The 25,815-nt window shown below is 39.6% G+C and carries 14 protein-coding genes; 10 read left to right on the forward strand and 4 right to left on the reverse strand.

The annotated features are described in order from the left end of the window. Window positions 1-284: 284 nt before the first annotated feature. Together PLA12_09355 and PLA12_09360 are read right to left on the reverse strand one after the other, a co-directional pair. The gene (locus PLA12_09355) at window positions 285-2,915 is read right to left on the reverse strand and encodes a PASTA domain-containing protein (GenBank protein HOQ32706.1); all 2,631 of its coding nucleotides are present in this window, start codon (window positions 2,913-2,915) and stop codon (window positions 285-287) included. Window positions 2,916-3,371: 456 nt separating this feature from the next. After that, complete coding sequence (locus tag PLA12_09360; GenBank protein ID HOQ32707.1) at window positions 3,372-4,841, reverse strand: C45 family autoproteolytic acyltransferase/hydrolase; 1,470 nt, start codon at window positions 4,839-4,841, stop codon at window positions 3,372-3,374. A gap of 130 nt (window positions 4,842-4,971) precedes the next feature. On the opposite strand from PLA12_09360, the gene uvrB reads away from it, so the two are divergent. The 10 genes from uvrB to PLA12_09410 all read left to right on the forward strand — a co-directional run bounded on the left by uvrB (window position 4,972) and on the right by PLA12_09410 (window position 20,640). Beyond that, window positions 4,972-6,972, forward strand: coding sequence for an excinuclease ABC subunit UvrB (gene uvrB / locus PLA12_09365; protein ID HOQ32708.1), 2,001 nt, complete (start codon window positions 4,972-4,974; stop codon window positions 6,970-6,972). An 89-nt stretch (window positions 6,973-7,061) separates the two neighbouring features. After that, entirely contained in the window at window positions 7,062-9,110 is a 2,049-nt protein-coding gene (locus tag PLA12_09370) for a hypothetical protein (GenBank protein HOQ32709.1), read from the forward strand. A gap of 119 nt (window positions 9,111-9,229) precedes the next feature. After that, complete coding sequence (locus PLA12_09375) at window positions 9,230-10,174, forward strand: diguanylate cyclase (GenBank protein HOQ32710.1); 945 nt, start codon at window positions 9,230-9,232, stop codon at window positions 10,172-10,174. Window positions 10,175-10,311: 137 nt separating this feature from the next. Beyond that, on the forward strand, window positions 10,312-11,322 hold the full coding sequence (locus PLA12_09380) for a GntG family PLP-dependent aldolase (GenBank protein HOQ32711.1): 1,011 nt from the start codon (window positions 10,312-10,314) through the stop codon (window positions 11,320-11,322). A gap of 3 nt (window positions 11,323-11,325) precedes the next feature. Then, window positions 11,326-12,741, forward strand: a complete 1,416-nt coding sequence (locus PLA12_09385) for an MFS transporter (GenBank protein HOQ32712.1) — start codon at window positions 11,326-11,328, stop codon at window positions 12,739-12,741. A 284-nt stretch (window positions 12,742-13,025) separates the two neighbouring features. After that, the gene (locus tag PLA12_09390; protein HOQ32713.1) at window positions 13,026-13,478 is read left to right on the forward strand and encodes a PilZ domain-containing protein; all 453 of its coding nucleotides are present in this window, start codon (window positions 13,026-13,028) and stop codon (window positions 13,476-13,478) included. A gap of 24 nt (window positions 13,479-13,502) precedes the next feature. Then, window positions 13,503-15,506 (forward strand): alpha/beta hydrolase, encoded by a 2,004-nt coding sequence (locus PLA12_09395; GenBank protein HOQ32714.1) that lies wholly within the window; start codon window positions 13,503-13,505, stop codon window positions 15,504-15,506. 13 nt (window positions 15,507-15,519) lie between these two features. Further along, on the forward strand, window positions 15,520-16,767 hold the full coding sequence (locus PLA12_09400; protein HOQ32715.1) for an acyl-CoA dehydrogenase family protein: 1,248 nt from the start codon (window positions 15,520-15,522) through the stop codon (window positions 16,765-16,767). Window positions 16,768-17,094: 327 nt separating this feature from the next. Continuing rightward, window positions 17,095-19,572: a Na/Pi symporter gene (locus PLA12_09405; protein ID HOQ32716.1), complete on the forward strand. Its 2,478-nt coding sequence runs from the start codon at window positions 17,095-17,097 to the stop codon at window positions 19,570-19,572. Between the two features lie 21 nt (window positions 19,573-19,593). Continuing rightward, a complete protein-coding gene (locus tag PLA12_09410) occupies window positions 19,594-20,640 on the forward strand; it encodes an alcohol dehydrogenase catalytic domain-containing protein (GenBank protein ID HOQ32717.1) in 1,047 nt (348 codons plus the stop codon). Window positions 20,641-20,689: 49 nt separating this feature from the next. Here PLA12_09410 and PLA12_09415 read toward each other — a convergent pair whose 3' ends face one another. Together PLA12_09415 and PLA12_09420 are read right to left on the reverse strand one after the other, a co-directional pair. After that, window positions 20,690-25,600 (reverse strand): proprotein convertase P-domain-containing protein, encoded by a 4,911-nt coding sequence (locus tag PLA12_09415; GenBank protein ID HOQ32718.1) that lies wholly within the window; start codon window positions 25,598-25,600, stop codon window positions 20,690-20,692. Continuing rightward, window positions 25,542-25,815 (reverse strand): hypothetical protein (locus tag PLA12_09420; protein HOQ32719.1); only part of this gene is annotated, 274 nt, incomplete at its 5' end. The genes PLA12_09415 and PLA12_09420, both read right to left, overlap by 59 nt.

Genomic DNA, 25,815 nt, shown 5'->3' on the forward strand with positions numbered 1-25,815 from the left:
TTTAACAGAATACACGAATAGGGCGATGGGTCAATCGCCCCTACAAGATATTTTATTTTTATGAGGGTGTAAAATTAAATCCCCGAAGCGGGGACGCTTCAGCTACGGGAAGGGCAAATACAGAAGACAACACAGACAAGGATGTGTGTGCTACATTAATACCTATAATATCTCCTATGTTTCATTTGTCCCATGCGTCCCATAAATTCCCCATATGAAAAATAAAAAAAGCAGGGACTTAATTTATAAGTCCCTGCAAACTGCAATTCTAAATATCTAACCCATTATAGTCCCGGACAGAAGTTATCTTCACTTTCTCCCGGACAATAATGATAGCCACCGATATTGAAGATTTGTATCAACCGTAGTAACTCGGTGAAACCTATTTTCCAATCTTGAGGATTATAATCGGAGGTATGCGGAGTGCAAGAGGTGTTTCCACCAGCACCTGGGGCAAAGCCATCTTCGGTTCCATCCTGACAATGATATCCCCAGGAATTAAACAACTGAATAACACGAAGCAGTTCAGTAAAACTTATTCTTTTATTGTTATCCTGGTCTGCACTATGTCTTCCTATTATTTCTCCTTCACCTTCTTCTATACCTTCAACAGTGCCTTCTGGAGTCCCTTCAGGGGTGCCTTCGGGAGTGCCTTCGGAGATTCCTTCTCCTTCAATTACACCTTCAGGAATACCTTCAACAGTGCCTTCAGGAGTCCCTTCAGGAGTCCCTTCAGGGGTGCCTTCGGGAGTGCCTTCAACAATTCCTTCTTCTATACCTTCGGGTGTTCCCTCGGGGCTTCCTTCTCCTTCTGGCGGACAGGGACCTATAGAAACCCATAAATTGACCATCGAACCGATTTCAACTATGGACCCACCCACAGGTTCCTGAGCAATAACAACGCCAAATGGATATTCATCGGTGCAAACCTCATTAATCACACCAACTACCAATTGAGCATTATTTATCGTGAATACTGCATTTACAAAGGGTTGTCCAACGACATTTGGAGCAATTACATTTTCTCCTTCCACAGAACCTTCAGGAGTGCCTTCAGGAGTACCTTCAACAACTCCTTCTTCTACACCTTCAGGAGTGCCTTCAGGGATACCTTCAATAACTCCTTCTTCTACACCTTCGGGGGTGCCTTCAGGGATACCTTCAACAACTCCTTCTTCTACACCTTCGGGGGTGCCTTCAGGGATACCTTCAGGAATTCCTTCTACTATGCCTTCCTCAACTCCCTCAGGGGTGCCTTCCGGGGTACCTTCTCCACAAGGACCTGAAGATATTACAACATCAACATAACTTCCCGGAATAGCCTGTGCTCCTGCCACTGGATTCTGGTTAATAACTCTACCTTGTGGAACCGTATCGCTACATTGTTCTGTTACTATACCCAAGAATAATCCTACGGATACTAAGGTTACATCTGCATTTTCTTCGGTCATACCTACAACATTCGGCACTGTAACAGGACACGAACCTGACGATACCACAATATTCACGGCATTACCAGGTTCTAATTCCTCACCTCCGACAGGTTCCTGGCTTATAACATAGCCTGCAGGAATAGTATTATCACATTGTTCTTCTATTGTTCCCACAATATATCCCGCAGCAACTATTTCATTCTCAGCAACGGATTGTTTTAATCCTACAACATTAGGAACTGTATTGGGTGGACAGGGTCTTGTAGATATAGTTACATTTACAGGACTGCCCGGTTCTAAATATTGTCCGGGGAATGGCTGCTGTATAAGTATTAATCCAGCAGGCACTGTAAAACTACATTGTTCGGATACTGTCCCCAAAACATAGCCCGTGCTAACGAGGACACTTTCTGCTTCTTCCACAGTCAAACCTAATAGATTAGGGACGGGATGTGTCCAGATAAAGTAGGGATAGGTTACTCCGGGAACAATACCCCAAACGGTTCCAAAAGACCAATTGGTATATGTGGATTGTTGCTTCATTTGTTCTGTTGTTTTGCCCGTTCCACCACTCGATGTGGCAAGACCTGATGTCTCCTTATCCCAATAACTCATAAACATAAATGCCAGGAAGAAACGGTATCCTATAAGACCTCCTACTCTTGAAGAACCACTTACATGGCCTACAGAATAAGTTTCAAATCCCCAACCCCAGGACATACTTCCAATAAGTCCGCCTACATTGGATGTTCCTGAAACATTCCCTGCTGCATAACATCTCCGCAGGGACGCATTCCATGTGGCACTTGTACCAATAAGACCACCTACAGCGGATGTCCCTGATACATTACTCGTGGAATAGCATTGAGAGATTGTTCCTGCATTTCTCCCTGCCAAACCACCTACGGTCGTTTCACCGGCAACTGTATCTGTAGAATAACATTTGTTCAAAGTCCCTGTATTGTTACCGGCAAGTCCACCTACATTATTTGTACCGGATACAGAGCCATTTACATAGCAAGTATCTGCACGGCCTTCATTCGAACCGATAAGCCCTCCAACATAATTTTTACCAATAACTAAATTACTTTCCAGACCTAAGTTTAAAACATTGCCGCTACTACTTACCCTGCCGAACAATCCTACATAATCTTCCGAAGGACGGTTAATATATAGATTAGAAATATGATACCCTTTACCATCCAAAGTGCCACTAAATGGATTGGATGACGAACCTATTGGCTGAAAACCAGCCCCTTCATTCCATGTTTGCGTGCTACTCGCATCAATATCTTGCGATAACTCATACGACCCGTTTATTGGATACTCCGGGTCATTTCCGATTTTCTGCAAATCCACAATATTATCAATCGGGATTGCAGACCAACCGACATTTGCAATTATAAGAGATGATAGAATTAAAAATAAACCTATCACTCCTATGCGATTTTTTAATAACGGTTTAGAAAATTTTTTCAACATAGACATAGCTCCTTAAATTAGATTTTTAAACATAAATGGAAAAATTTATCTACCAAAGGTACAATTCCCTTTCCAAAAAATATAATAACTATTATATCACAATTATAATTATTTTGCATTATTATTTTTTTATTTTTTCTTTTTATTCTATAAATACACTGTAACTTAATGGTAATTAAGCACTTAAAATTACAATATAAACTAATTATTTATAACTAAATTGCACATAACAAGAAATTTTTTTATATTATTTCAACAAAATTGTTAAATATTTGTCAATCGAATAAAAAAACTTAAAAATTTTAGTATATAAATTTATAAATGAAATCTAATATTAAAAAACATTCTATTTTATATCTTTGCAATAAACAAACAATAGCCAGGAAGGTAAGATTAAATAATTGGAGGAAACACACATTTTGGAGAAACATGCTGAATGTATGTTGTATTTGTATTTTAAAACCACTGCTTCAAGTCAATTTTTGTATAAGGACGATGGGAAGCAGTAACCACAGGGTTATTTCCTGCTACCGATGAATAGATTATCAGATTTTTGGGGTCGAACACACAGGAATGAAGTGTCTCGGGGTTATGAACAGGTCCATTTGCCAGCCATTCCATTGCTGTTTGAATAGTAATAGGACCTTTCCCTTCCTGAGACTGGAATTGTTTGCCTAACCAATCATATCGCTGGTAAGTATTGTGATTGGTAAACAGGAATAGAACCAGTTTGAACTGTTCCCATGTTTCTACATGTATAGGCGGTTTAATCAAGGGTCCGACGCGCTTGGCTAATGCGACCAATCCTTCTTTACTTACAGGATGATTGGTGCGTCGTATCATATCCGGTAATCCATAATGTTTTGTTTCATCATTTTCTTTCGGGTCATCAGGACCATAAACATTTTTAATTATTGGGTCGGATTCAATACATCTTGCGGTATTTGTTTTTGCATCGGCAATTGTATAATTCCAACCCGTACTTTCGGGTCCTTTCAGAACTACATCTACGGCTTTTTCCAGTGTATCTTGCTCTAACATTATCCGCACAGTAATAAAACAGGGACGACCATCAAAGGTGCTATTGGAATTAGGAAGCGTTGCCTGTCCAACGGATATTTGATGGGCATTCATACCTGTCAGACTACCTAATCCGCCAGCCCATCCCATCAGCATATAAGGCTTAATACCATCTGTTGGATGGTATACAAAGATAACGGCATCATCCTGTGCATCCCGCTGACAACTCCAATCCAGATTACGAGCATGCAATATCCTGCCGTCTTCTGTCCATTTTCCCCAGAATGAAAAGTTTGTGCATTGAGGTCCTGAAGTTAAATCGGTCTTGCTTACCGCATGCACTTCAGGAGAATCAGGGGAAAAGCCTTTTCCACTTTCAGGAGGGCTATTAGGTGGAAAATGAAGAATTTCCGCAACAGTTGTTCCTAAAAGAAGTTCTTCCATAGTGATATCATTTATCCCTGCTTTTTTCAATCCATCTATAATACCTCGTGCCTCTTCGAGAAATCGTTCCGGAATATGTTTTACCATTCGTGCGGATTGTGCATAAGCATAATCCTGCGTATACCCACGGTCCCATAAGGCTTTCTTAATATATCCTGTCTTAAACACATGATAAATATTTTTTGCCAATAAGCGACCCTGTTGGACACCCATGTCGTAATACGACCCTTTCAGTACGCATAATTTTGAGTCTCCCACTTGATATAATGAGCCTGCTCCTTCTTTATCCAGTTCTTTTATCTCTGGGTTTTCAATAATTTTTGGAACAAACCAATCCGATGTCTGTGCCGATGCTTTTTCGTCGCTATATACAGGTATAATTTGAGAAAAAAGGGCTAATAATAAGAGGGTTAGCAGACACAATCTTAGAATACTTTTTAATCCATACCTACTTCTTGCCATATTCCCTTCCTTTTTGTTTGTTTCGCCAAGTATATTTATGTTTTAAAGACTTTGTTGTTAGGAAAATAGTTTCTTTATAAAATATGTTCTATAATTTATAGAAATATATGAGGTCATTTCAAAATTTAATATGGATAAATTTCAATTAGTCAGTTCTTTTCAACCGTCTGGTGACCAGCCAGAGGCAATACGCTCTCTGGTAGAAGGTCTGAATGCGGGTGTTCGTAGTCAGGTTTTGCTTGGGGTAACGGGTTCCGGAAAGACTTTTACGATAGCGAATGTGATTGAACGGGTCAATCGTCCTACATTGGTGTTAGCTCCGAATAAAATCCTTGCTGCCCAATTATATGGAGAATTTAAACAGTTATTTCCTCATAATGCGGTTGAATACTTTGTTAGTTATTACGATTATTATCAACCCGAAGCGTATATCCCTACAACGGATACCTATATAGAAAAGGATGCCTCTATCAACGATGAAATTGATAAGATGCGTCATTCCGCTACACGAGCCGTTTTAACCCGTCGTGATTGTATTATTGTTGCTTCCGTATCCTGCATTTATGGTATTGGTTCACCGGAAAACTATCGCCAAATGCGGGTAGAACTTCATCCTGGTGATGAAATGCCTCGTGAACGATTATTAGCATCCCTGGTTGCTATGCAATATAGTCGAAACGATGTAGATTTTTATCGAGGGACTTTTCGTGTTCGGGGTGATATTGTAGATGTTTTTCCTGCTTATGAAACAGAGCGGGCCATCCGCATTGAATACTTCGGCGATGAAATTGATGGGCTATCGGAATTTGACCCTTTACGGGGTATAACTTATCGCCGTTTACGCTATGTGGAAATTTACCCGGGCAGTCATTATGCAACAACACAGGATGCTTTGGAACATGCTATCCATAGTATAGAACATGAACTCAACGAACGATTAAAGGAACTGTATGCAGAAAATCAGGTGTTGTATGCTCAACGGTTGGAACAACGAACGCGATATGATATGGAAATGCTTCGCGAATTAGGATATTGTCCGGGAATAGAAAACTATTCGCGACATCTGGATGGACGAATGCCCGGAGAACCTCCTTATACACTAATTAATTATTTTCCAGAGGATTTTTTACTGGTTGTTGATGAAAGTCATATCTCTATACCGCAGGTGCGTGCCATGTATCACGGAGACCGTTCCCGTAAAGACCAGTTGATTGCTTATGGTTTTCGTTTACCTTCGGCACGGGATAATCGTCCCCTTACCTTTGATGAATTTATGGAGCGGATAAATCAAGTTATATATGTTAGTGCCACACCTTCGGAATTTGAGATTCAGGAAGCAGGTGGAGTAGTTGTGGAACAGGTGGTCCGTCCTACAGGACTGGTAGACCCGGAGGTAGAAGTTCGTCCAGCACAAAATCAGGTACAGGATTTGCTGGATGAAATCCAAAAACGCATTGAAAAAGGGGAACGCGTTCTCGTTACAACACTTACCAAACGGATGGCAGAGGAATTAACCGAATACTATCGACGCATTGGCCTGCGAGTTCGGTATATGCATTCCGATGTAGATACACTCGAAAGAATTGAGCTTATTCGTGATTTGCGTCGGGGCGAATTTGATGTATTAATTGGCATTAATTTGTTACGCGAAGGGTTAGACATTCCCGAAGTTTCGCTGGTTGCTATCTTAGATGCAGATAAAGAAGGCTATCTTCGTTCTGAAACAAGCCTTATTCAAACCTGCGGAAGAACGGCACGGAATATTCATGGGAAAGTCATTATGTATGCAGACCAACGCACTTCTTCTATGGAGCGGGCTATCCGTGAAATGGAACGACGTAGAAAAAAGCAATTGGCTTATAACCGCAAGCATAAAATTACCCCACGAACGATACAAAAACCTATACCGAATATTGTCCCGCAGATGAAAACAAAAAGCACACGCAAGCAACTTAAAGTGGCTGAAGCAACCGCAGAATATAATGTATTACCTGAAGATATACCCCGTGAGATAGAAAAACTTCGCCAATTGATGTTTGACTGTGCAGAACGAATGGACTTTGAAGAAGCTGCTGTATATCGTGACAAAATGCTTTCTCTCCAGAAATTGCAAATTGAGTTAGGGCTGTAAAAAAAGACAACTATTTCATTTGGGTTTTTGTATGATTTTCGATACAATAAATAAACAATTTGAATATATAAAGAAAGTGTGGAATAACAATGCAATTATCCGATGACCAATGTCTTGACCAATGGATACGGCAACGGGATATCCATGCCTTTTCAGAACTCATATCCCGACATGGGGGAATGGTCTATGGGGTTGCATTGCGTCTAACGAATGATAAGCAGACCGCATTAAATATTGCCAAGTCCTGTTTCCAGAAGTTAATGAAATCCGACAATCTCCCTCCTGTTCCCATTGCGGTATTTCTTCATCGTGAAGCGACTCGTGAATCTATGGCGATAATAAAATCCCTGCCGTTTCCCGCTGAAATTCTCTCAACCGTTTCTTGGAACGATATAAAAAAACGAGTAGATGTGCTGATTGCAAACCTTTCTGAAAAATTTTCATATCCCATCATTCTTCATATTCTCGAAGGGCAGGAGCCTGCTAATCTCGTAACACATCTTCGCCAGCCTCGTGAAAGAATTGAAGAGCGTATAGCCAAAGGGATAGAGCATATACGAAGAGGGCTAAATCTGGTAAAAATCAATCTCACCATTGCCCAACTTAATCAACTCCTTATTACCAATGCGTATGAACCCTGTCCCGCTCAATTGAATGAGGCTATATTATCTCTTTTACAGGAAACATTATCCCCACAGTTGCCTAACACCAAAATTCAGAGGAAACAAAAGAAAAAACTTATTGCGATTATTGCTTCTGTAGTTCTGGCAACGGTTACCCTTTCCTTACTGTTCCTCTTTATCATTTCTCTAAATAGAAAAGAAAAGACCCCTACAAATCCGCCTCTTGCAATCAATACCCCCTTAGATAAAGAACCTTCCATACCCCCTCCCCCCGAAAAAGAGGCAAAAAATAACCCGCTGCAATCTCCATTACCTGCAAACCCCAACAACACATCGAAACAAAACATCCCTCCATCTGAGGATACGAAAGAAATTTCCATAGACTTGAATAAAAAATTTTTCCAATTGCTTTATAGTCGTTATGATGAACAACGAAAATTGAAGGAAATTTCTTATTATACTTCCCGTGATTTTTCGCCTACAGATGCTTTTTTTTATTATTTGCTTGCGGTAGAGGCTTTACCGAACATGGATTTATCAACACTCCAGCCAACATGGGAATTATTGCTCGCAGGACCTGCTAATCCAATTCCCGATGATATTATGAACACTTTTGCTAATTTTCAAGAAAGTTTTCAAACCTGGCGTTCCGGTGTTACTTATGAACGAGGAATTATCCCTTCTTCAACAATTCTCGGAGAATCTCCTTTCCCGATAGAATCTTTTCAGAACTTTTTTGAACTATTTACAATGAACATACTCTTAAATAGCCGACAACCTTCTGAAAACTTAATTTCAGATATTAACGGTCTTCTGCAATTTGCCGAATCTATTCAGAAACAAGTCTATGGGAAACTTATACACCTTCCCCTCTTTGCTATTGAGAGCACCGGAATTGCTCTACGCGAATTTGCCCGAATGCACCTTTTCACACCCCAACAATTTCGTGAAGGAATGTCCATTATAGAACGGGCAGAAAAGATTACTCGTGACACATACACAGTAAAATATAACGAATACCGCCAAATTGCTATCTGGGCTCAAACAGAGTTCCCTACAATTCCTGTATTAAAACAAGGTCTGCTAAATTTCTTACAGGAAGCAAAAGAAAAGGAATGGTTGGATAAAATATCGGAGGCAGAAATTCAATCAAAGTGGAATGAATTCTTAAAATTACCTGATGAAACAAACCCTTCCGATACGAATACATCTCCTCTGGAAGATTTGAGAAAAATTATCTATCCACCAAGCACAGAACAAGAACAACACAAGAGACATGTGCAAACAACACTCTTTATGTCCCGTCTGTTTCTGGCTATTGAATGGTATGCTCTGGATAATGCTTCCTATCCTCCTTCATTGGAATACTTGATACCTACTTATCTTTCGGATATTCCATCGGATAAATTATCTGAACTATCCATACAATATTCTTTTGATGGAACTTTATATCAAATACATACTTATGAAGGTATGTCTGCATTTATCCCCTGGCACGGGAACTTTGAATATTGAAATCGTGTTATTCTTGAATTTATAATATCCCCAATATCTGATGATTTTTTCATCTGGGGATATTTATTTAATACAATGTAATTAAAATTATGATATAGTTATATAAAACTTTTACAACTATGAGTATAGAGCTTGTTTTAATTATCGTTTTTTTGGCGGGGTTAGGTTTAGTTATTGGATTGTGGCTCTGGCTATGGCGAAAACTTGCCAATGTTAGTATACCTACAACCAATAGTTCGATTACTGAGCCATCCGGTATAAAAAAAGAAGATATTCCAAAAGCAAACGGAGAGATTGAAAAGACAAAATTGGTTGTGCATGGTCTATTGAAGAATTTAGAAACACATGTTCAAAATCTGCTTGATGATGCAATGAGGTATGGAAACAATTTAGATGAACATGCAAGCCAGTTGAGGAAAGCGGAAACATTGGCGACCATCCAACAGGTAGAACGGCTTTTGCTTCAGGAAGTCGAAACAATGAAGAATTCTACCAGCCGTTACCAGCAGCAACTTGATGATGCTCAAAACAAATTGAAGGAACAGGAACAAATTTTAGAAAAGTTATCCCGTGATGCAAATACAGATTTCCTGACACAGGTTAATAATCGGGCTGCATTTGATAAAAGATTAAATGAAGAGTTTGCCCGTTATAAAAGATATGGACATATATTTTCCATTATTCTTATGGATTTAGACCATTTCAAGGATGTAAACGATACTTATGGACATCTTGCAGGAGACCGTGTTCTTCGTGCGGTCGCTTCTCTGTTAAATGAAGAAAAACGGGCTTCTGATTTTCTTGCACGATACGGAGGCGAAGAATTTGCTTTAATACTTCCGGGTATTGATGCTAATTCTGCATTAGTGGTTGCAGATAAACTACGGAAAAGGGTAGAAACAACAACTTTTCGATATGAAAACTATTCTATCCATACTTCTCTCAGTGCAGGGATAACGACGGTATCGCCTGAAGACCAAACGCCGACGGATGTGCTTAAACGCGCCGATGATGCCACTTACGAAGCGAAAAATAAGGGTAGAAATCAGGTAATAGTAAAGTGAGAGGTTTCTGTTGAGGGTATTTTTTATCTGTCAAGTCAGGTATAAAATCAACAAATGAACATCCTTCCCTCAGTTTATTATAATAATGTCCTGATAGCCTATCTTCCCCTAATTTTAATTTTTCAGGAGTTCTTTATATGTTCATTGACCTTCGTAGTGATACCGTAACGAAACCATCTCCCGGCATGCGAGAGGCTATGGCCAAAGCAGAGGTGGGCGATGATGTTTACGGTGAAGACCCAACCGTTATCGAATTAGAACAATATTCAGCAGAACTTTTAGGAAAAGAAGCCGGTTTATTTAATCCCAGTGGAACTATGTCCAACCTGATTGCTTTTTTGACATTAACCAACCCCGGTGATGCTGTAATTCTTGCAGAACAGGCTCATACCATTCACTATGAAGTAGGTGGGATAACGCGTATTGCGAATATATTACCTTTGACTGTTCCAGGCACACTTGGAAAAATTTCTGAAGAGGATATTCGTGCTCGCCATAATTCAGGCAAAGATATACATCGTGCCCCGACAACTTTAGTATCCATTGAAAATACGGTAAATCGGGGAGGTGGTGCTTATTATGATTATGAAGAAGTGTCTCGTATCGGTAAAATATGTCACCAACTGGGTATGAAATTGCATTGTGACGGAGCACGGATATTTAACGCTGCTATAGCCTGCAATATTGAAGCCCGATACCTTGCCGAACCCTGTGATTTAATAAACTTCTGTCTGTCCAAAGGGCTGGGTGCTCCTGCAGGTTCTGTTCTTTGTGGTTCTCGGGAATTTATTCAAAAGGCTCGCAAATTCCGAAAATTATTGGGAGGAGGAATGAGACAGGCAGGAATCCTTGCAGCTGCCGGGTTATATGCATTAAAGAATCATATCGATGACCTGCAAAAGGACCACGAGCGTGCTGCCACTTTTCGTAGAGTTCTTGAAGAAAAAGGCGGGTCTTTCCCTCTACCGTCACCTACAAACATCCTTTTTATAACGGTTAAAAATGCACCTTCATTTGTCCAGACATTACGCGAAAAGAATATCCTTGTTAATGCTGTTCGTGAGGATTGTATTCGAGTTGTATTTCATCGAGATATTACAGATTCTCAATTTCAATATACCCTTGATACTTTTATAAAGTTATCCTAATATATGCACTTGTTATCCCTTATTCGTAAGATACCCATAGTCCGTGCTGTTATAGAATTGAATACAGCACCACGGAAATATCTGGCTTTTACTTCTTTTAATGTTATATCTTGGCAATGTATAGTAGGACCGGCTATGGTTCTATTTGCCCGTACTATTGGAATGCCCGCAGACCGTGTCGGTATTCTTATATCCCTATTGCCCTTTACAACACTACTCGCTGTTTTTATGGTCCCCCTTGTAACACGCATCGGACCTAAAAATTTAATGTTGTATACCTGGCTTATACGAAATCTTATTATGTTACCTATCTTTGCCATGCCATTTGTTATTGCTCAATTTGGAGATAAAGCAGGTTGGGCTTTACTAATTACACTAACATTGGGTTTCTGTTTGGCTCGGGCTTTTGGTGCAGGAGGTTGGTTACCATGGCTACACGAGGTTGTTCCTTACGAACAACGAGGGCTTTATTTCAGTGCAGAAGCAGGCACCGTCCAACTTGTAAATGTAGCCATCTTGCTTTCACAGGGTTTCTTTTTAGGAAAAAGCCCGAAAGTAGAACAATTTCTTGTTATCTATGCGGTTGGGATATTGGGAGGATTGCTAAGCCTATTCTGGATGGCTCGTGTTCCTGGAGGGAAGGGACAAAAGGCAATCATTCGATGGGAAGATTTTTACCGCCCTTATGGTCCTGTTCTCAAAGATAAAACATATCTTTTATTCCTATTTCCTGCATTTTTAGCATTAAGTGCGACTAACTGGTTTAGTTCTATTTACATCCTTTATTTGAGAGATATTTTAAAGTTATCTGAAAGGAGTATTCTTATTATAAGTTCCTCAGGTAGTCTGTTTATTATGTTAACGGCACCCGCATGGGGACGATACTCCGATAAATTTGGAAGTTCTCCTGCTATACTTCGAGCACTGCTATGTCATGCATTGTTAGTAATACCTTTTGTTGAATTTATCCCTCGATACCCGTGGGTTTATTATCTGGTTCCTATCTTAGTTGTTTTAATAACCATTTTTTCCGCTGCCTTCTGGACATCCATACATCGTGCCATGCTAAATATGGTGCCTGAAAATCAACGCATTCCCTACACAAATCTATGGACAGTTACATCGGGGCTGGCATTAGGCATTACTCCTATTGTAGCGGGTCAGGTCATTTATCATCTTTCCTGGTTCGGCTTTCAGATAAGTTTTATAATCAGTAGTATATTGTGCTTTATCTCTGCCATTCTTTGTTATGTTTCTATTAAAGAACAGAAAGACTATTCCAATCCACCGCTCATAGAATTTCTTAATCCCAAAACAGCCCTTACTGCTGTAATTGAAGGTTTTTCTATCAGTTTTGGCTTTTCACAAAATATGACAAAAATAAATCATGAGGAGAACAGGGAAATTCCTGAGGGTTAAATGACTACCCTTGTATATAAGAATGAAACGAATAAGGGGATAACTATTTCATTTGTTATGTATAAAAAAAGTCTACAGCTAATTCTATTTTATTAATAAACAGGGTGTGATTATCTTAATAAAAAATAAAACAGGGCTTTGGTGTTGGATTTTGAAAAGTCATACTTATATGTTTTTTTAACAAATCATTTTTCATAATAATTCTGATGAAATATATATTCATTTGTGATATTATGATAGGTGGTAAATAAATTTGTAATGCCTATTATGTAGGAGATAAAACCATGCCCAAACAGAAAGGGAAAGAAGAAAAAAAACCCGTAATAAAAGAGCCGTCGCAAAAACAAGATTTGCGAGAATTTACACGATGTAATATATGCCTGAAAGCCGAAGTGCGTCTCGCTAATGGTATCCTGTTAGAAGGAGAGACGGAAAATATCAGCATGAAGGGCTTATGGTTTCGCACTGAAAAAACTTTTCCAAAAGATACACCCGTGCGAGTGCATTTGTATCTTTCTGGTACAATGGAAAAAGAGTCCTTAGACATTCGAGGTTTTGTGGTTCGTATTGAAGCCGATGGTATGGGTATTCGATTCGAAGAGATTGATTCGGACAGTGTTGAACACCTCCAGCGATTGCTCATGTATAATGCCATTGAAATAGATAAAATACATCAAGAATTTGATGAACATTTGGGCTTAAAGAAACATGATAAGTCATTGACAATTGAACCCTAATTCAGTCTTTAGGTATTTATATATATGATGGTGCAGGGCAATCAGAAATATAATTGGGTTGTCTTTACATTAAAGCCATGGGCTTTGCAGTATGGTCAACAATATTTCCATACAAATTGTTATATCCCGTTTTTACCGAAATTTTCTGAACAGTCACAAACACTTATTATCCCTCTATATTACACAATTACTGAACTTTTTTTATTACCTATCCTGTTTACAAATAAATTTCAAAAGAAGTTGAAGATAATTGTCCCTACAGATTTAATAGATACTCCATTAGGAAATTACATTACTCAGAGGGGACTTGATAGTTATAACCTCCTTCATGACTTTCAAAATTGGTCAACCGACTTACAACAGAAAGATACCTGTTTTCTATGGTTTCCACGCAATGGGTTTATTTCCAAAGAACAAGGGCTAAAATATCATTTAGGTTTGCTATCTTATGAAGAATTGTTAAAAAAAATAACTGAAGAATATACATCGTTATTCCCTACAGAAAGCCAATCGATTAAAAATCATTACTTATTTAAATCTCATTTCTATCCTTCCGTTTATAGCGAAAATCCCTTAGAGAACATTTGTGGAATTTCCTATGAAGAATTAGCCTATGGAGTGCTTAAAGAATTAAATATTAAAGATACCGTGCTGGATAGTAATCATCTTTTAGAAGTTGTTTTGCTGGAATATTCAAAGCCTTTGAAAAACCTTGCTTCTGGGGAAGATTTTAAGGATTTATTTGATAATTTTTATAAACAAAGTTCCCCTGATTTTGAGTTGTTATTGTTCCGACTTATCACCAACCTGTTTCCAGTCCGATATTCCTGGAAAAATTTTCGCAACCGTTTCTTGTGCTTATTACAGGCGACTATTGAGACACAAAATAGCCCGATTGTCGAACCGCTTAAAGCCATTCATGAAAGAATATCCACAGGAGAAAATTTTTCTGCATGGGATAAAATCCTTGTTTTTTTTGAGGAACAGGGTTTATGTAAAAACTACCCTGAAGGTATTTTTATAAAACCCCGATATTCTTTTTGGAAACAACCCCAGGCGGTATTACACTCGTTTTTCTCCTGTCCTGATGGGAATTCAAATAAAGAAACGGATATTGTTCGAAAAATAAAATGGACACCTAATTTCATACTTTCCTACAAAACGGCAAGGAATTTTTATCATAAAGATGTAGCCATTTTCGAAGAGGATTTCATGCGTTCGTTCCATCAGGAATGGAGTAAAGAGGCAAATGTTGGGAGACCGTTTTTTCGGCATGTATTAGGCTCACGCATAGGTATTGTGCTTTCGCACGGGTATCTTTCAGCACCAATGGAAATACGGGCATTAGCCGATTATTTATATCGACAAGGTTATTCTGTATATGGGGTTCGATTAAAAGGACATGGAACATCTCCATTGGACCTGGCTCGTTCTTCCTACGAAGAGTGGTATTCTGCCTTAAATAGAGGTATCGCCTGTATGCATGCCCGATGTGAAAAAGTTTTTCTTTGTGGCTTTTCTGCAGGTGGTTGCCTCGTTCTTTCCGCCTCCGCTAATAAGCAAAAAAACATTGAAGGGGTTATTAGTATTTCCGCTCCATTAAAATTGCAAAATTACGCTATCAACCTTGTACCTACCATTTCTACACTTAATTTAGTGCTTAAAAAATTTGGCGGTAGTGGCTGGGAACTCTTTGACCATCATCCGGAAAATCCCCATATTAATTATCAAAAAAATCCCCTTGCCGGACTACAGCAACTTCGATTGTTAATGGAAAAAACAGAGGAAGTGCTTCCACAGATAACTATTCCGACACTGATTATTCAGGGGTCCAATGATACAACAGTAAATCCAGACAGTGCTAATATCATTTTCCAATCTATCTCATCAGAACAGAAAAAACTGGTCCTGTTTAATCGAACCCGACATGGAATTCTCAATGGTCCCGGTAGCGATGAAATATTTGCTTGCGTAAGTCAATTTATAAAAGATATAGCAGAAAAAAACTTTGCAATAACAGGAAAATAAAAGGAGCTTAAAAATGTTTGATTTTATGATAACCGAAGAACAAATGAAACTTCGTGATGAAGCACGGGCTTTTGCGAAGTGGGTTCCGCGGAAACTTATCCTGGATATGGATGCTGAAAAAATACAATTTCCCCGAGAATTTTTAAAAGAAGCAGGGAAACGAAATCTTTTGGGAATCCGCATTCCGAAGGAATACGGAGGTCGTGGATTAAAATGGGTAGATGATATTATTGTTGCAGAAGAAGTGGGAGTTGCCAGCTATTCCTTAGCCTGTCTATGGGGTGTAGGTGGTGATATTGTGGCAGAAGCCATTGTTGAATTTGGTAATGAAGAATTAAAAAAAGAGATAGTTATTCCCTTGCTTAAAGGAGAAGTTTGTGCGGCTGAATGTCTAACGGAGCCACGGGGAGGCTCTGATTTCTTTGGTGCAACGACTAAGGCACGAAAAGTAGGTGGAGATTGGGTTATCACCGGGCAAAAACGGTTCATTGTTGGGGCAGAAGGAGCAGATTGGTTTATGGTCTATGCCGTTACCAATCCTGAAGCCCAGGAACATGAACGATTAACCTGTTTTATGATTCCACGAACAAAAGGGGTAGAAACAAAATATCTGTATGGTCTTATGGGTGTTCGGGGTGGTGGTGCCGGAAGATTAATTTTAAACGAGGTAAAAGTACCAGAACGCTATGCATTAAACGGGATAAACGGTGGCTTTGATGTATTTGTGCAGAATATGATACCCGAACGATTAGGCACCTCTGCCATGACCGTTGGTTCAGTTCGCCCTGCCATTGAAATTGCCACAAGATACACATCCCGTCGTAAAGCCTTTGGGCAACCTATAGCCAATTTTCAGGCTGTTGGCTTTAAGGTTGCGGATAGTGTTATGCTCCTGGATGCCGCTCGTGCTATGGTTTACAGTACAGCACGGGCTGTAGATTCGGGAAAAGTTCATCACGGTCGTGTGCGACGCATGATTTCACAAACCAAAAAATTCGTTACAGAATCCGCATGGACCATTGCGAACAATTGTATGCAGGTGTTGGGGGGTATCGGTTATACGAATATTTACCCGTTAGAAAGAATTGTACGCGATATTCGTTTATCCATGATATGGGTCGGAACAAATGAAATTATGGACTTGATTATTCAAAACGAATGGTATAAAGAATGCCTCCGCACCGCTTCAGAAACATCTACCCGCAATGTTGAACTTGATGCCCCACAAGCCGATCAAACAGACGAAAAAGTATTTGAATAATGTAACCATGTATATAAAAACTTGCAAATCACAAAAAATACAAGTGTCACAAATATATAATGAATACTTCCTTTACTTCTCTAAATTCGTATTCTTTTCCTCTTATCTCGTTCATAACTATATAATTCAATAAAATTCATTCTCCTTTTTATTCTGTATTGATACTATAAAAATTGACTATTTCCTGCTTATTTTATTAAAATATCTACAGGGAAGGAATAAGTAATTGAAAACTCTATATCCTTGGGAAATGAGAGTAGAAATGCTTCCGTGTGGGATGCGGTTGGTTTCTTTTCTGCTCAATAATTTTTAATCAGGAGCCATTTTATGTGTCATAAAAAAACTTCCCATCTCCTTTGTGCTTTTATAATTTCTTCACTTCTCTTTTTATTCTTTTTATCTGGCTGTGATTCAGGACCTTTAGTCCCCGATAGGATAGTTCCCGATGAGTATGCGAGTGGAAATCATCAGACAGGTCTCCATAATGAAGTTTTACCTAAACCATTTCGTATTACAGTGGAAAGTGCTATACGCAAAGGGATATTAGACAGTCAGGGAAGTCGCTCGGGTGTTGGGGGAGTGCGTGTTTTATTCAAGGTAGTAAATCCGGACACAGGTGCTGTTTTTACAAAATCCAACGCCCCTACGGAGGAAGTCATTACAGATGCCGGGGGTTCTGCCAGTGCAACTCTAAAATTAGGAAATTGGTGTGGAGATATATGGATAGAAGCAAGTTTACCTGAGTTCCCAAATGTAAAACCTGCACGACTACGAGCCATAGGAGGTGTGGAACAGATACTATCCACAAAAGAAACTGTTGCCGGTGGCACAGTGGATGCGTTTGGGGTTCGTTTAGTAAACAGTGATGGGACACCTGCCCAAGGTGTTGAGGTATTTTTCCGAGCCGAAGGCTCCTCTAAAGGGGCATCCATGAAAAACTCGTATATGGTTACGGATAGTGAGGGAAAAGCGATTACCTCATGGAAATTAGGAACAGAAACAGGTTTAAACTATGCCTCTATTGAAATTCGTGATACGCGTCCCAATGTAACTCCTCGCGACCGATTTGATGCCCGCTCCTTGGAATTCAAAGTAATGGGTATGAATAAATGGGGTTTACTTCTTGCTTTAATGGGTGGCTTGGCGGTATTTATTTACGGCATGACGCAGATGTCTTCGGGAATACAGTTAGCCGCAGACCGAAAATTGAAAGCCATTTTACAATTTATAACCCAAAACCGTGTTGCTGCACTTTTGGCAGGACTTATAACCACTTCCATCGTGCAATCTTCGTCTGCCACTACGGTGATGACTGTGGGGTTTGTAAATGCAGGGCTTATCTCGTTGAAACAAGCCATCGGTGTCATTTACGGAGCCAATATCGGAACAACGGTTACAGCCCAATTAATTGCATTTCGATTAGAAACTATGGCTTTACCAGCAATTACTGTTGGTTTTGTAATGTTATTCGTTCCTAAAAATACAAAGGTTCGAGCATTTGGACAGGCAATACTCGGTTTCGGATTACTTTTTTTGGGACTAAATATTATGACTGATGTGCTAAAACCTTTAAAATACAGTCCCGAATTTATACAATGGTTCCATAAATTTGATTGCTCACCAAATGCAAACGGAGTGATGCCTATCGGTCCTACAATTATGTGTATTTTAATTGGGACAATTACCACTTGTATTATTCAGTCCAGTAGTGCTACGGTAGGGCTTACTCAGGCTTTATGTGCTCAGGGACTAATCAATTTTTATACGGCAGTCCCGATTATTTTAGGTGATAATATCGGAACAACAATAACTGCCAATCTCGCAGCCATTTCTGCCAATCGAAATGCCAAACGTGCCGCTATCGCGCACACTTTATTCAATGTAGTAGGAACACTGATTATGTTTGGATTGTTCTTTCTCCCATGGTGGAATCATCAACCTTTATTCTTAGGTTTTGTAGATTGGGTTACACCGGGAAATGTATTTTCAGAACATCCAGAAAATATTGTGCGTCATGCCGCAAATGCCCACAGTTTATTTAACATTATAAATGCTTTTCTATTCTTACCTTTTGTGAATTTACATGCCAAACTTTGTATGTTAATTATCCCTGCAACACGCGAAGACCGAGAAACAGTGCTGGAATACTTAGAACCAAAACTGCTCGGTTCACCTCTTATTGCTTTAGAACAGGCTGTTAAAGAAGTAACCTATATGATTCGTAAAGGACAGAATTCGTTAAACGATGCTTGTGATTTGTTCTGTGATGGGAAAGAAAATCTCATTGAACGGATTCAGGAACGAGAACAACTTATTGACCGATTGCAACATGATATAACAGAGTATCTTATTGAATTGTCTCGTAAGGAACTGGAACCTGCAGAATCAAAACTAATACCTGCACTAATCCACGCTGTAAACGATGCAGAACGATTGGGAGACCATGCCGAATCGTTTATAGAATTATATAATATCTTTAAACAGAACGACCTCACTTTGACCCCTTCGGCTATTCATGAAATTCGAGAAATACAACGCCAGTTAAATGTCCAATTAGAATATCTCTACCAGACATTTGAAAAGCATGATGTGGATGCATCAAATAAATCTATTTTTACGGGTGGAAAAATTCAGGAACTTATATATGAATTTACGGACAATCATGTTCATCGTTTAGATAAAGGTGAATGTTCTGTGAAAGCAGGCGTTATATTCTTAGATGTTTTAGGGCATTTAGAACGCGTTAGCGACCATATTGTAAATATTGCCGAACGTGCTGAAATTATACTCAATGTAATACGATAAATAGGAAAAGAAGTAAAGAAAATGAAAACAGCCTGCTGGCTTGGTCCGCGTAAAATAGAAATTATTGAAAGGCCCAAACCGAAATTAAAATCAGGTGAAGTTCTTATTCAGGTGGAATCCGTCGGCGTTTGTGGGTCGGATATCCATTATTACCTTGAAGGGAGAATTGGGGAGCAGGTCATTACACCACCTCTTATTTTGGGACATGAATTTGCGGGGATTGTTTGTGAGATACAAGAAACAAAGCACGAATATCTTTTAGGAAAACGGGTATCGGTCGAACCCGGTATCGGTTGCGGGGTATGTGATTTTTGCAAGACAGGGCATTACAATGTATGTTCTAATATGCGTTTTTTTGGGGGACCGGGTTGTGATGGTGCATTATCTGAATATATAGCCGTTCCTGCGGAATATTGTTTTCCTGTGCCCCAATCCATCTCCGCACCTATCGCTTCTTTAGTAGAACCTACTGCCGTTGCGCTACATGCAGTAGAGTTAGCATCCGTTCACCCCGGCGAAACGGCACTTGTTGTCGGATTAGGCTCTATTGGCTTGCTAACAGCACAAATTTTGCTCATCAGCGGAGTATCTCAGGTGGTTGGAATTGATATTATTCCTCATCGCACTGCCGTTGCCAAACAATTGGGAGTACATGAAACTTTCATAGCCCCCTTAAAAAACAATATTGAAGAAAGTGTTTCCTGGATTCGGGAAATAACAAATAACCGATACTTTGATATTACCTTTGACTGCACCAATCGTTCGGAGGGGATTGCTATCGCCTGTTATGGAACACGACCCACAGGTCGCTCTATACTCGTCGGTATCTCTGGGAAAGATTATGACCCGATACCTGTTAGTATTGCTCGAAGACGCGAATTAAAACTTCAATGGTGCAGACGCTTCCGTTATAACTTCCCTACAACCATCAAACTAATCGAACAGGGAAAAATCCATTTCGACCGTATATTGACCCATCATTTCCGACCCGAACAAACACAGATTGCCTTTGAAAGGGTTGCCAATACAGAAGATAATTTAATCAAAGCCTCCATTGATTGGATATAACTATTAATCCTACCTTACGAAAAGATCTGTCAGAAAGAACTCACTCTATTTAATTGAGATTAGGACGCAAGCCTATATTACCTGGAGTAAATCCATCCTCACTATTGGACATTTGCGAATAACCATCTGGATAGTTAAAAAATTGAATGAGTCTTAACAATTCTCCAAGTTCTATTATCCAATTTTGTGGATTGTAATCACTATGATGCGGATAACCTTCCTTTAAACCTATAGGACCAGGGGCGTAACCATCCTCTGTACCTTGCTCCACATGAAAGCCTCCTGAATTGAAAAATTGTATCACTCTTAAAAGTTCTGTTAACTGTATTTTCCAATCATGATTCGTATCGGCAGAATGCCATATTCGCCCATCATTATTACCACTATTCCATTGGAATTCGCAGGAGCGATTAAATACCAGTCGCCATTCTAAAAGTCGTCCTTTTTTGCCACTTACCCAGTCAAAAGTAACCAATTTCCATGTCCCCATACTACTCTTTCCAATTAACGGGGATAAAGATTGAAAAGGTTTATATCTTCCTTGATAGGGAGGTATTCCCTCACTAATTGAACTTTCAGCTGTATCATCAAAAATCACTTTTTCATAACTGCTATTGGATAAACCACCCAATCGAGAAGCAAGATATATTCTATCTCCACGGGGGGATTCTAACCAGATCGTTATTTGACCTAATTCTTCATGAGTTAGATAAACACCCACTTCCACATTCTCTACAATAAAGTCTTTATCAACATAAATATGTGAGGTTACTTTTTCCGCATCATTAATAAGTAGAGGAGTATCAAAAGGATAATACTGGAGGCATTCAATTTCTCCTTCTGTGGGAAGACCTTCTCCATCTCCATTTCCCTCAGAAACTCCTTCTCCTTCAGAAACGCCCTCTAATATTCCTTCCATAACTCCTTCAGATATGCCTTCTAATATCCCTTCCGTAATTCCCTCATGAATTCCTTCCAACATTCCTTCCGTAATTCCTTCGCCTTCTTCGCAAGGTGGACATCCTCCTCCATCGTTGGTTATCTCATTATCTAATGCATTTGCAATAAATATATCTGGATCGCCTCCTCCCATAACAATTGCATTATATTCCCCCAAATTACAAATTCCATCTAGGTCTGCATCTCCATTAAAAGCCAGAAATCTCTCTGAAGAACGGTCAAAGGATTCTATATCCGGAACAGGAATTGGCACAGTTGAATTTTCAAGTTGGTCTGTAATAATACGAATGGTTGCTTCTTCACCTAAAGTCATAAGTCCTGCGATGGCTCGAACCGCGATATTCCTCGGAATAAGGAAAAATAAAGCAGGTTGAACAGATTGCACCTCGTCCGCCCATTCTTCTGTTAGTATTCGATTTATTTCGTATGCAGAACGGACACAACAATGTATAGGAAGTGATGGATTTTCAAGAACCGTATCAACAAGTCTCGCGTGGATATGGTCAATAATACCATTATTATCTAAATCTGAAGTTTCAGGATCTTTATTGACCAATGGATTCTGATAAATGGCTATTAATGCGGACTCAAACCCAGACATAACAGGCTCTGTATTGCTACAGGAAATAGAACAAGGTTCGATAGAACATGGATTAATAGGCTCTCCTTCTTCTATACCTTCTAAAGTTCCTTCTCCTTCAAATATTCCTTCTTCAATCCCTTCTCCTTCTACGAATCCTTCTTGAATTCCTTCTTCCGTCCCTTCTCCTTCCAATTCAATACACTGTCCGGGTGAAGGATACCAATCGGAATGGGTTGCTCCCTGCAAGTAACAGCAACGGCTACGCAAACGGAAACATTGGTATTCTTCTAAATTAGAATACCCATCTCCATCCGGGTCCGCATCATAAGCAAAGATGTGAGGTAATCGGGTGTAATTTGATAAATTCGGTATCCGCACTCCGAGGTTAATGCCCTGGGCATTTGCCGCGGATGTCATTGCCTTGATAGGGACAGCTATAGAATTATTATCTCCTAATAACATATAAGCTGCTAAAATTTTATGTAACTCCGGTGCTAATGTATTGATTAGACCGGAGGCTCCACCCAAATCACTATACATTTGCGAAACATTGCGGTTCCAACCATCACATACCTGTTGAGATATAGGATTTAATTCTGCCCGAGTCATATAAAAATTGATTAAGGCAAATTCGTCACTATCCAGAATTCCGTTAGGGAATATTATCAATGCCTGCTCGTCATATCCTCCATTAATATCCGTGCTTCCCGGGTCAAAGGAATATCCTCCTAATTGAGATTCGAAACCCAGTTCCCGTATACGCTTTTGCAATGTTCTCATTAACGAATCAAAATCCACAGGTGCACAGATAGGCTGGTTCGGTTCACATAATCCCGAACATCGGTCAACATTGAAACCTCCTGCAGAAGTTTTTGCCTGGTAAACATAATCTCCCCGCGTTCCCCCTTTATCTATTACATAGTTATACTCTATTTTGTTAGACAACTGGTCATTATCAGGGTCTCCACCGGGACCACAGGATTCCTCACCGTCCACGGGAGGCATCTTAAATGAATAGTAAAACCCCGATAAACCTAAAGTCTTTGTGATTTTATCCGCAAGACTCTGGCTAACGGTCATAAGAATTGCCAATACATGCTCATAATCACGAATAATTGAGTATTTGGTATCCCCTCTCAATCGGTAAAGATTTCCTGTATACTTTTGTCGTGCTGGATAATTCAAATAGTATGCGTTATCACATAAAATATCCGCCAGAAGAGCCGATTCCCAACTGTCTTTCATTCCGTTTCCATCCCAATCCCCATTAGCCCAGGAGCCTAATTCAGGGAACAATGCATATAAAGCCTGCCCTTCCACATCAATAATGGACAATAACGGACATTGCGTCGGTTCTTCGCCATTATTTGATTCCACTCCATCGCAGCCCCCACCATTATTACGAACCGATGGATTTAATGCATTTGCAACAAAGTGAGCCAATCCTGCTAAATCATGAGGGACGGCATTGTATTCAGACAGATTACACACGCCATCATTATCTGCATCCCCGATAGCACCTAAAACTGTAGCTGCACTTGTATTGAAATCTGCCACATTTACATCAATACGGTCTTCTGGATTTAAGTAGGCATTAGCACTGTCAAATATTGCTTTCACAGCAGCAAGACTTGATGGTTCTCCTAATGTTAATAACCCCGTCATGGCTTTTTCGACTTTACCTAAATCTACAATCAAACCGATACCTTGTTCCACAGGTAAATTCCAATATTTCCTTGATAATCCATCCCAGAGCCGATTTAGATATACTTTAACGGCAACATTATTATGAATATAAGCACTGGCAACGATATCATAGTGGAGTGTTGTCTGGCAGGCTAAAATCAAATCCTCAAGCAAAGCCTGAGCATAATCAATTATCCGATTCCCATCCAAATCTGTAGTATAGGGGTCTTTACAGACAAGACATATAGGAGCCATCAGGGGAATGTTAATAGAAAGTTCATATAGATACTTCAACGATGCTGCGAATTCGGATTTAATTCCCTGCGGACACTTTGGATTAAGCACAGCTATAATATAATTTTCACGAGTAGCGAAAGGCAATCCCGCATCCATTACTTCCCGGTATTCTTGCCGATTGCTAAGCCCATCTAAATCAATATCGGTATTGGGATTAAAAGGTTCTATCCATATTCCGAAACGGTTGATAACAAAGGGTATATAAGGTTTTGTCAAAACGGCACTCAATCTATTCTTAACGGTGGAACACATGGAAGAATCTAATAATAAAAGAGCAGTCACCAGATGTTCTACGGGTTGAAGTAGGCTGGCATACGCAGGTTCTGAACGGATACCTCTCAAAGTTGTGTTATATGCATTTAGCAATTCCGAATGAAGAGGATGACCCGGATTACAATATACCTCTGCTAAAGGACCTACTTCCCATGCATCGATCATCCCATTGTTATCAATATCACCAAATTCCCAGAATACACCCAAATAAGGATACAAAACACTTCCTTGTTCATCCAGAATGGGTAAAAGGGGACAATTGCTAGGAACATCGCCTCCCCCACCGGCTCCTGTGCCAATAATATAATATGCCCCATAAATAAATGTTCCATCTGCCATACCTGCCAGAGGATTCCAGACATTATCATATATTGTATCGTTATCCACCAAGTCGATACTCAACGAACCATTTCCTGAAGGTGTTGAAACATATACCGTATATAAATCATTCCCTCCTTCCACACGAAGAATTTCTGCTCCGTGGACATCTCCGCGAACATCCAATCGAAAATCGCTCTCATCTACCCCTCGAACTGCTTCTGAAAATTTTACTTGAAACGCAACTGTATCGCCCGCTGGGGGATTATCTGATATTATTTGAATAGCATCTACAAAAGGTGGGTCTGAATCTTTTAGCCATGCCCCATAAACCTGAGCCACAGCATTTTCCATAAGATATACATAGCCCTGTGCATTTAGATGGATGGGGTCTAACTCATTTTTGTTATTGGCTCCCATAGCCTGACGAGGACTAAACAAATCTCTATAGCCGCCAGGGAAGTTGCCATATCCTTCATTAGCTCCCTGAGGTAAAACAGCATAGTTTTGTCCAATCCCTAAACTCGGGATTCCCCTAAGCGCCTGCATAGTTCCGAAACTGTGGATATAGGCAACGCGGTCCATACTTAGTGCCAAGTCTTTTTTACGTCGTTCAAGTTCGATAAACACATCATTCACATGACGCTGGTATTCTCCTACCTGTTGAATGGTTGTCCAACCTAACCATGGGTACTGAGGGTTAAAAACAATAACGGGCACCACTTCCCAAACCCATAGTGCTAATTGCGTGGGTTGCTCTACACCTGCAACATAAATGGTTACATCAAAGGGATTGAAAGGATTTGTATATGTTCCCCATGTATACCCTTCGGATATATTCAAAATAATCATATCCACAAATAGCAACACGAATATTGGGACGCACATTTAAACAATGCTGAATAACATTTCTCAAATGCTGAACAGCGGTGTCAATTATGGCATTCGTTTGTTCCCAAGAATAATGATATTTCCAGTTAACATTAATATCATTCCCACATAAACTAATATGAACAATGTCTATTGTAGGGTATTCGTTTAATTTCTGAGTTATTTCT

The sequence above is a fragment of the Candidatus Hydrogenedens sp. genome, assembly GCA_035378955.1.
In the GTDB taxonomy this organism is placed as follows: domain Bacteria; phylum Hydrogenedentota; class Hydrogenedentia; order Hydrogenedentales; family Hydrogenedentaceae; genus Hydrogenedens.

What these genes read in the sequence shown, in the direction of transcription:
- PLA12_09355 (HOQ32706.1), bottom strand. Translation starts at nt 2,915, where the DNA reads ATGTTGAAAAAATTTTCTAAACCGTTATTAAAAAATCGCATAGGAGTG.
- PLA12_09360 (HOQ32707.1), bottom strand. Translation starts at nt 4,841, where the DNA reads ATGGCAAGAAGTAGGTATGGATTAAAAAGTATTCTAAGATTGTGTCTG.
- uvrB (HOQ32708.1), top strand. Translation starts at nt 4,972, where the DNA reads ATGGATAAATTTCAATTAGTCAGTTCTTTTCAACCGTCTGGTGACCAG.
- PLA12_09370 (HOQ32709.1), top strand. Translation starts at nt 7,062, where the DNA reads ATGCAATTATCCGATGACCAATGTCTTGACCAATGGATACGGCAACGG.
- PLA12_09375 (HOQ32710.1), top strand. Translation starts at nt 9,230, where the DNA reads ATGAGTATAGAGCTTGTTTTAATTATCGTTTTTTTGGCGGGGTTAGGT.
- PLA12_09380 (HOQ32711.1), top strand. Translation starts at nt 10,312, where the DNA reads ATGTTCATTGACCTTCGTAGTGATACCGTAACGAAACCATCTCCCGGC.
- PLA12_09385 (HOQ32712.1), top strand. Translation starts at nt 11,326, where the DNA reads ATGCACTTGTTATCCCTTATTCGTAAGATACCCATAGTCCGTGCTGTT.
- PLA12_09390 (HOQ32713.1), top strand. Translation starts at nt 13,026, where the DNA reads ATGCCCAAACAGAAAGGGAAAGAAGAAAAAAAACCCGTAATAAAAGAG.
- PLA12_09395 (HOQ32714.1), top strand. Translation starts at nt 13,503, where the DNA reads ATGATGGTGCAGGGCAATCAGAAATATAATTGGGTTGTCTTTACATTA.
- PLA12_09400 (HOQ32715.1), top strand. Translation starts at nt 15,520, where the DNA reads ATGTTTGATTTTATGATAACCGAAGAACAAATGAAACTTCGTGATGAA.
- PLA12_09405 (HOQ32716.1), top strand. Translation starts at nt 17,095, where the DNA reads ATGTGTCATAAAAAAACTTCCCATCTCCTTTGTGCTTTTATAATTTCT.
- PLA12_09410 (HOQ32717.1), top strand. Translation starts at nt 19,594, where the DNA reads ATGAAAACAGCCTGCTGGCTTGGTCCGCGTAAAATAGAAATTATTGAA.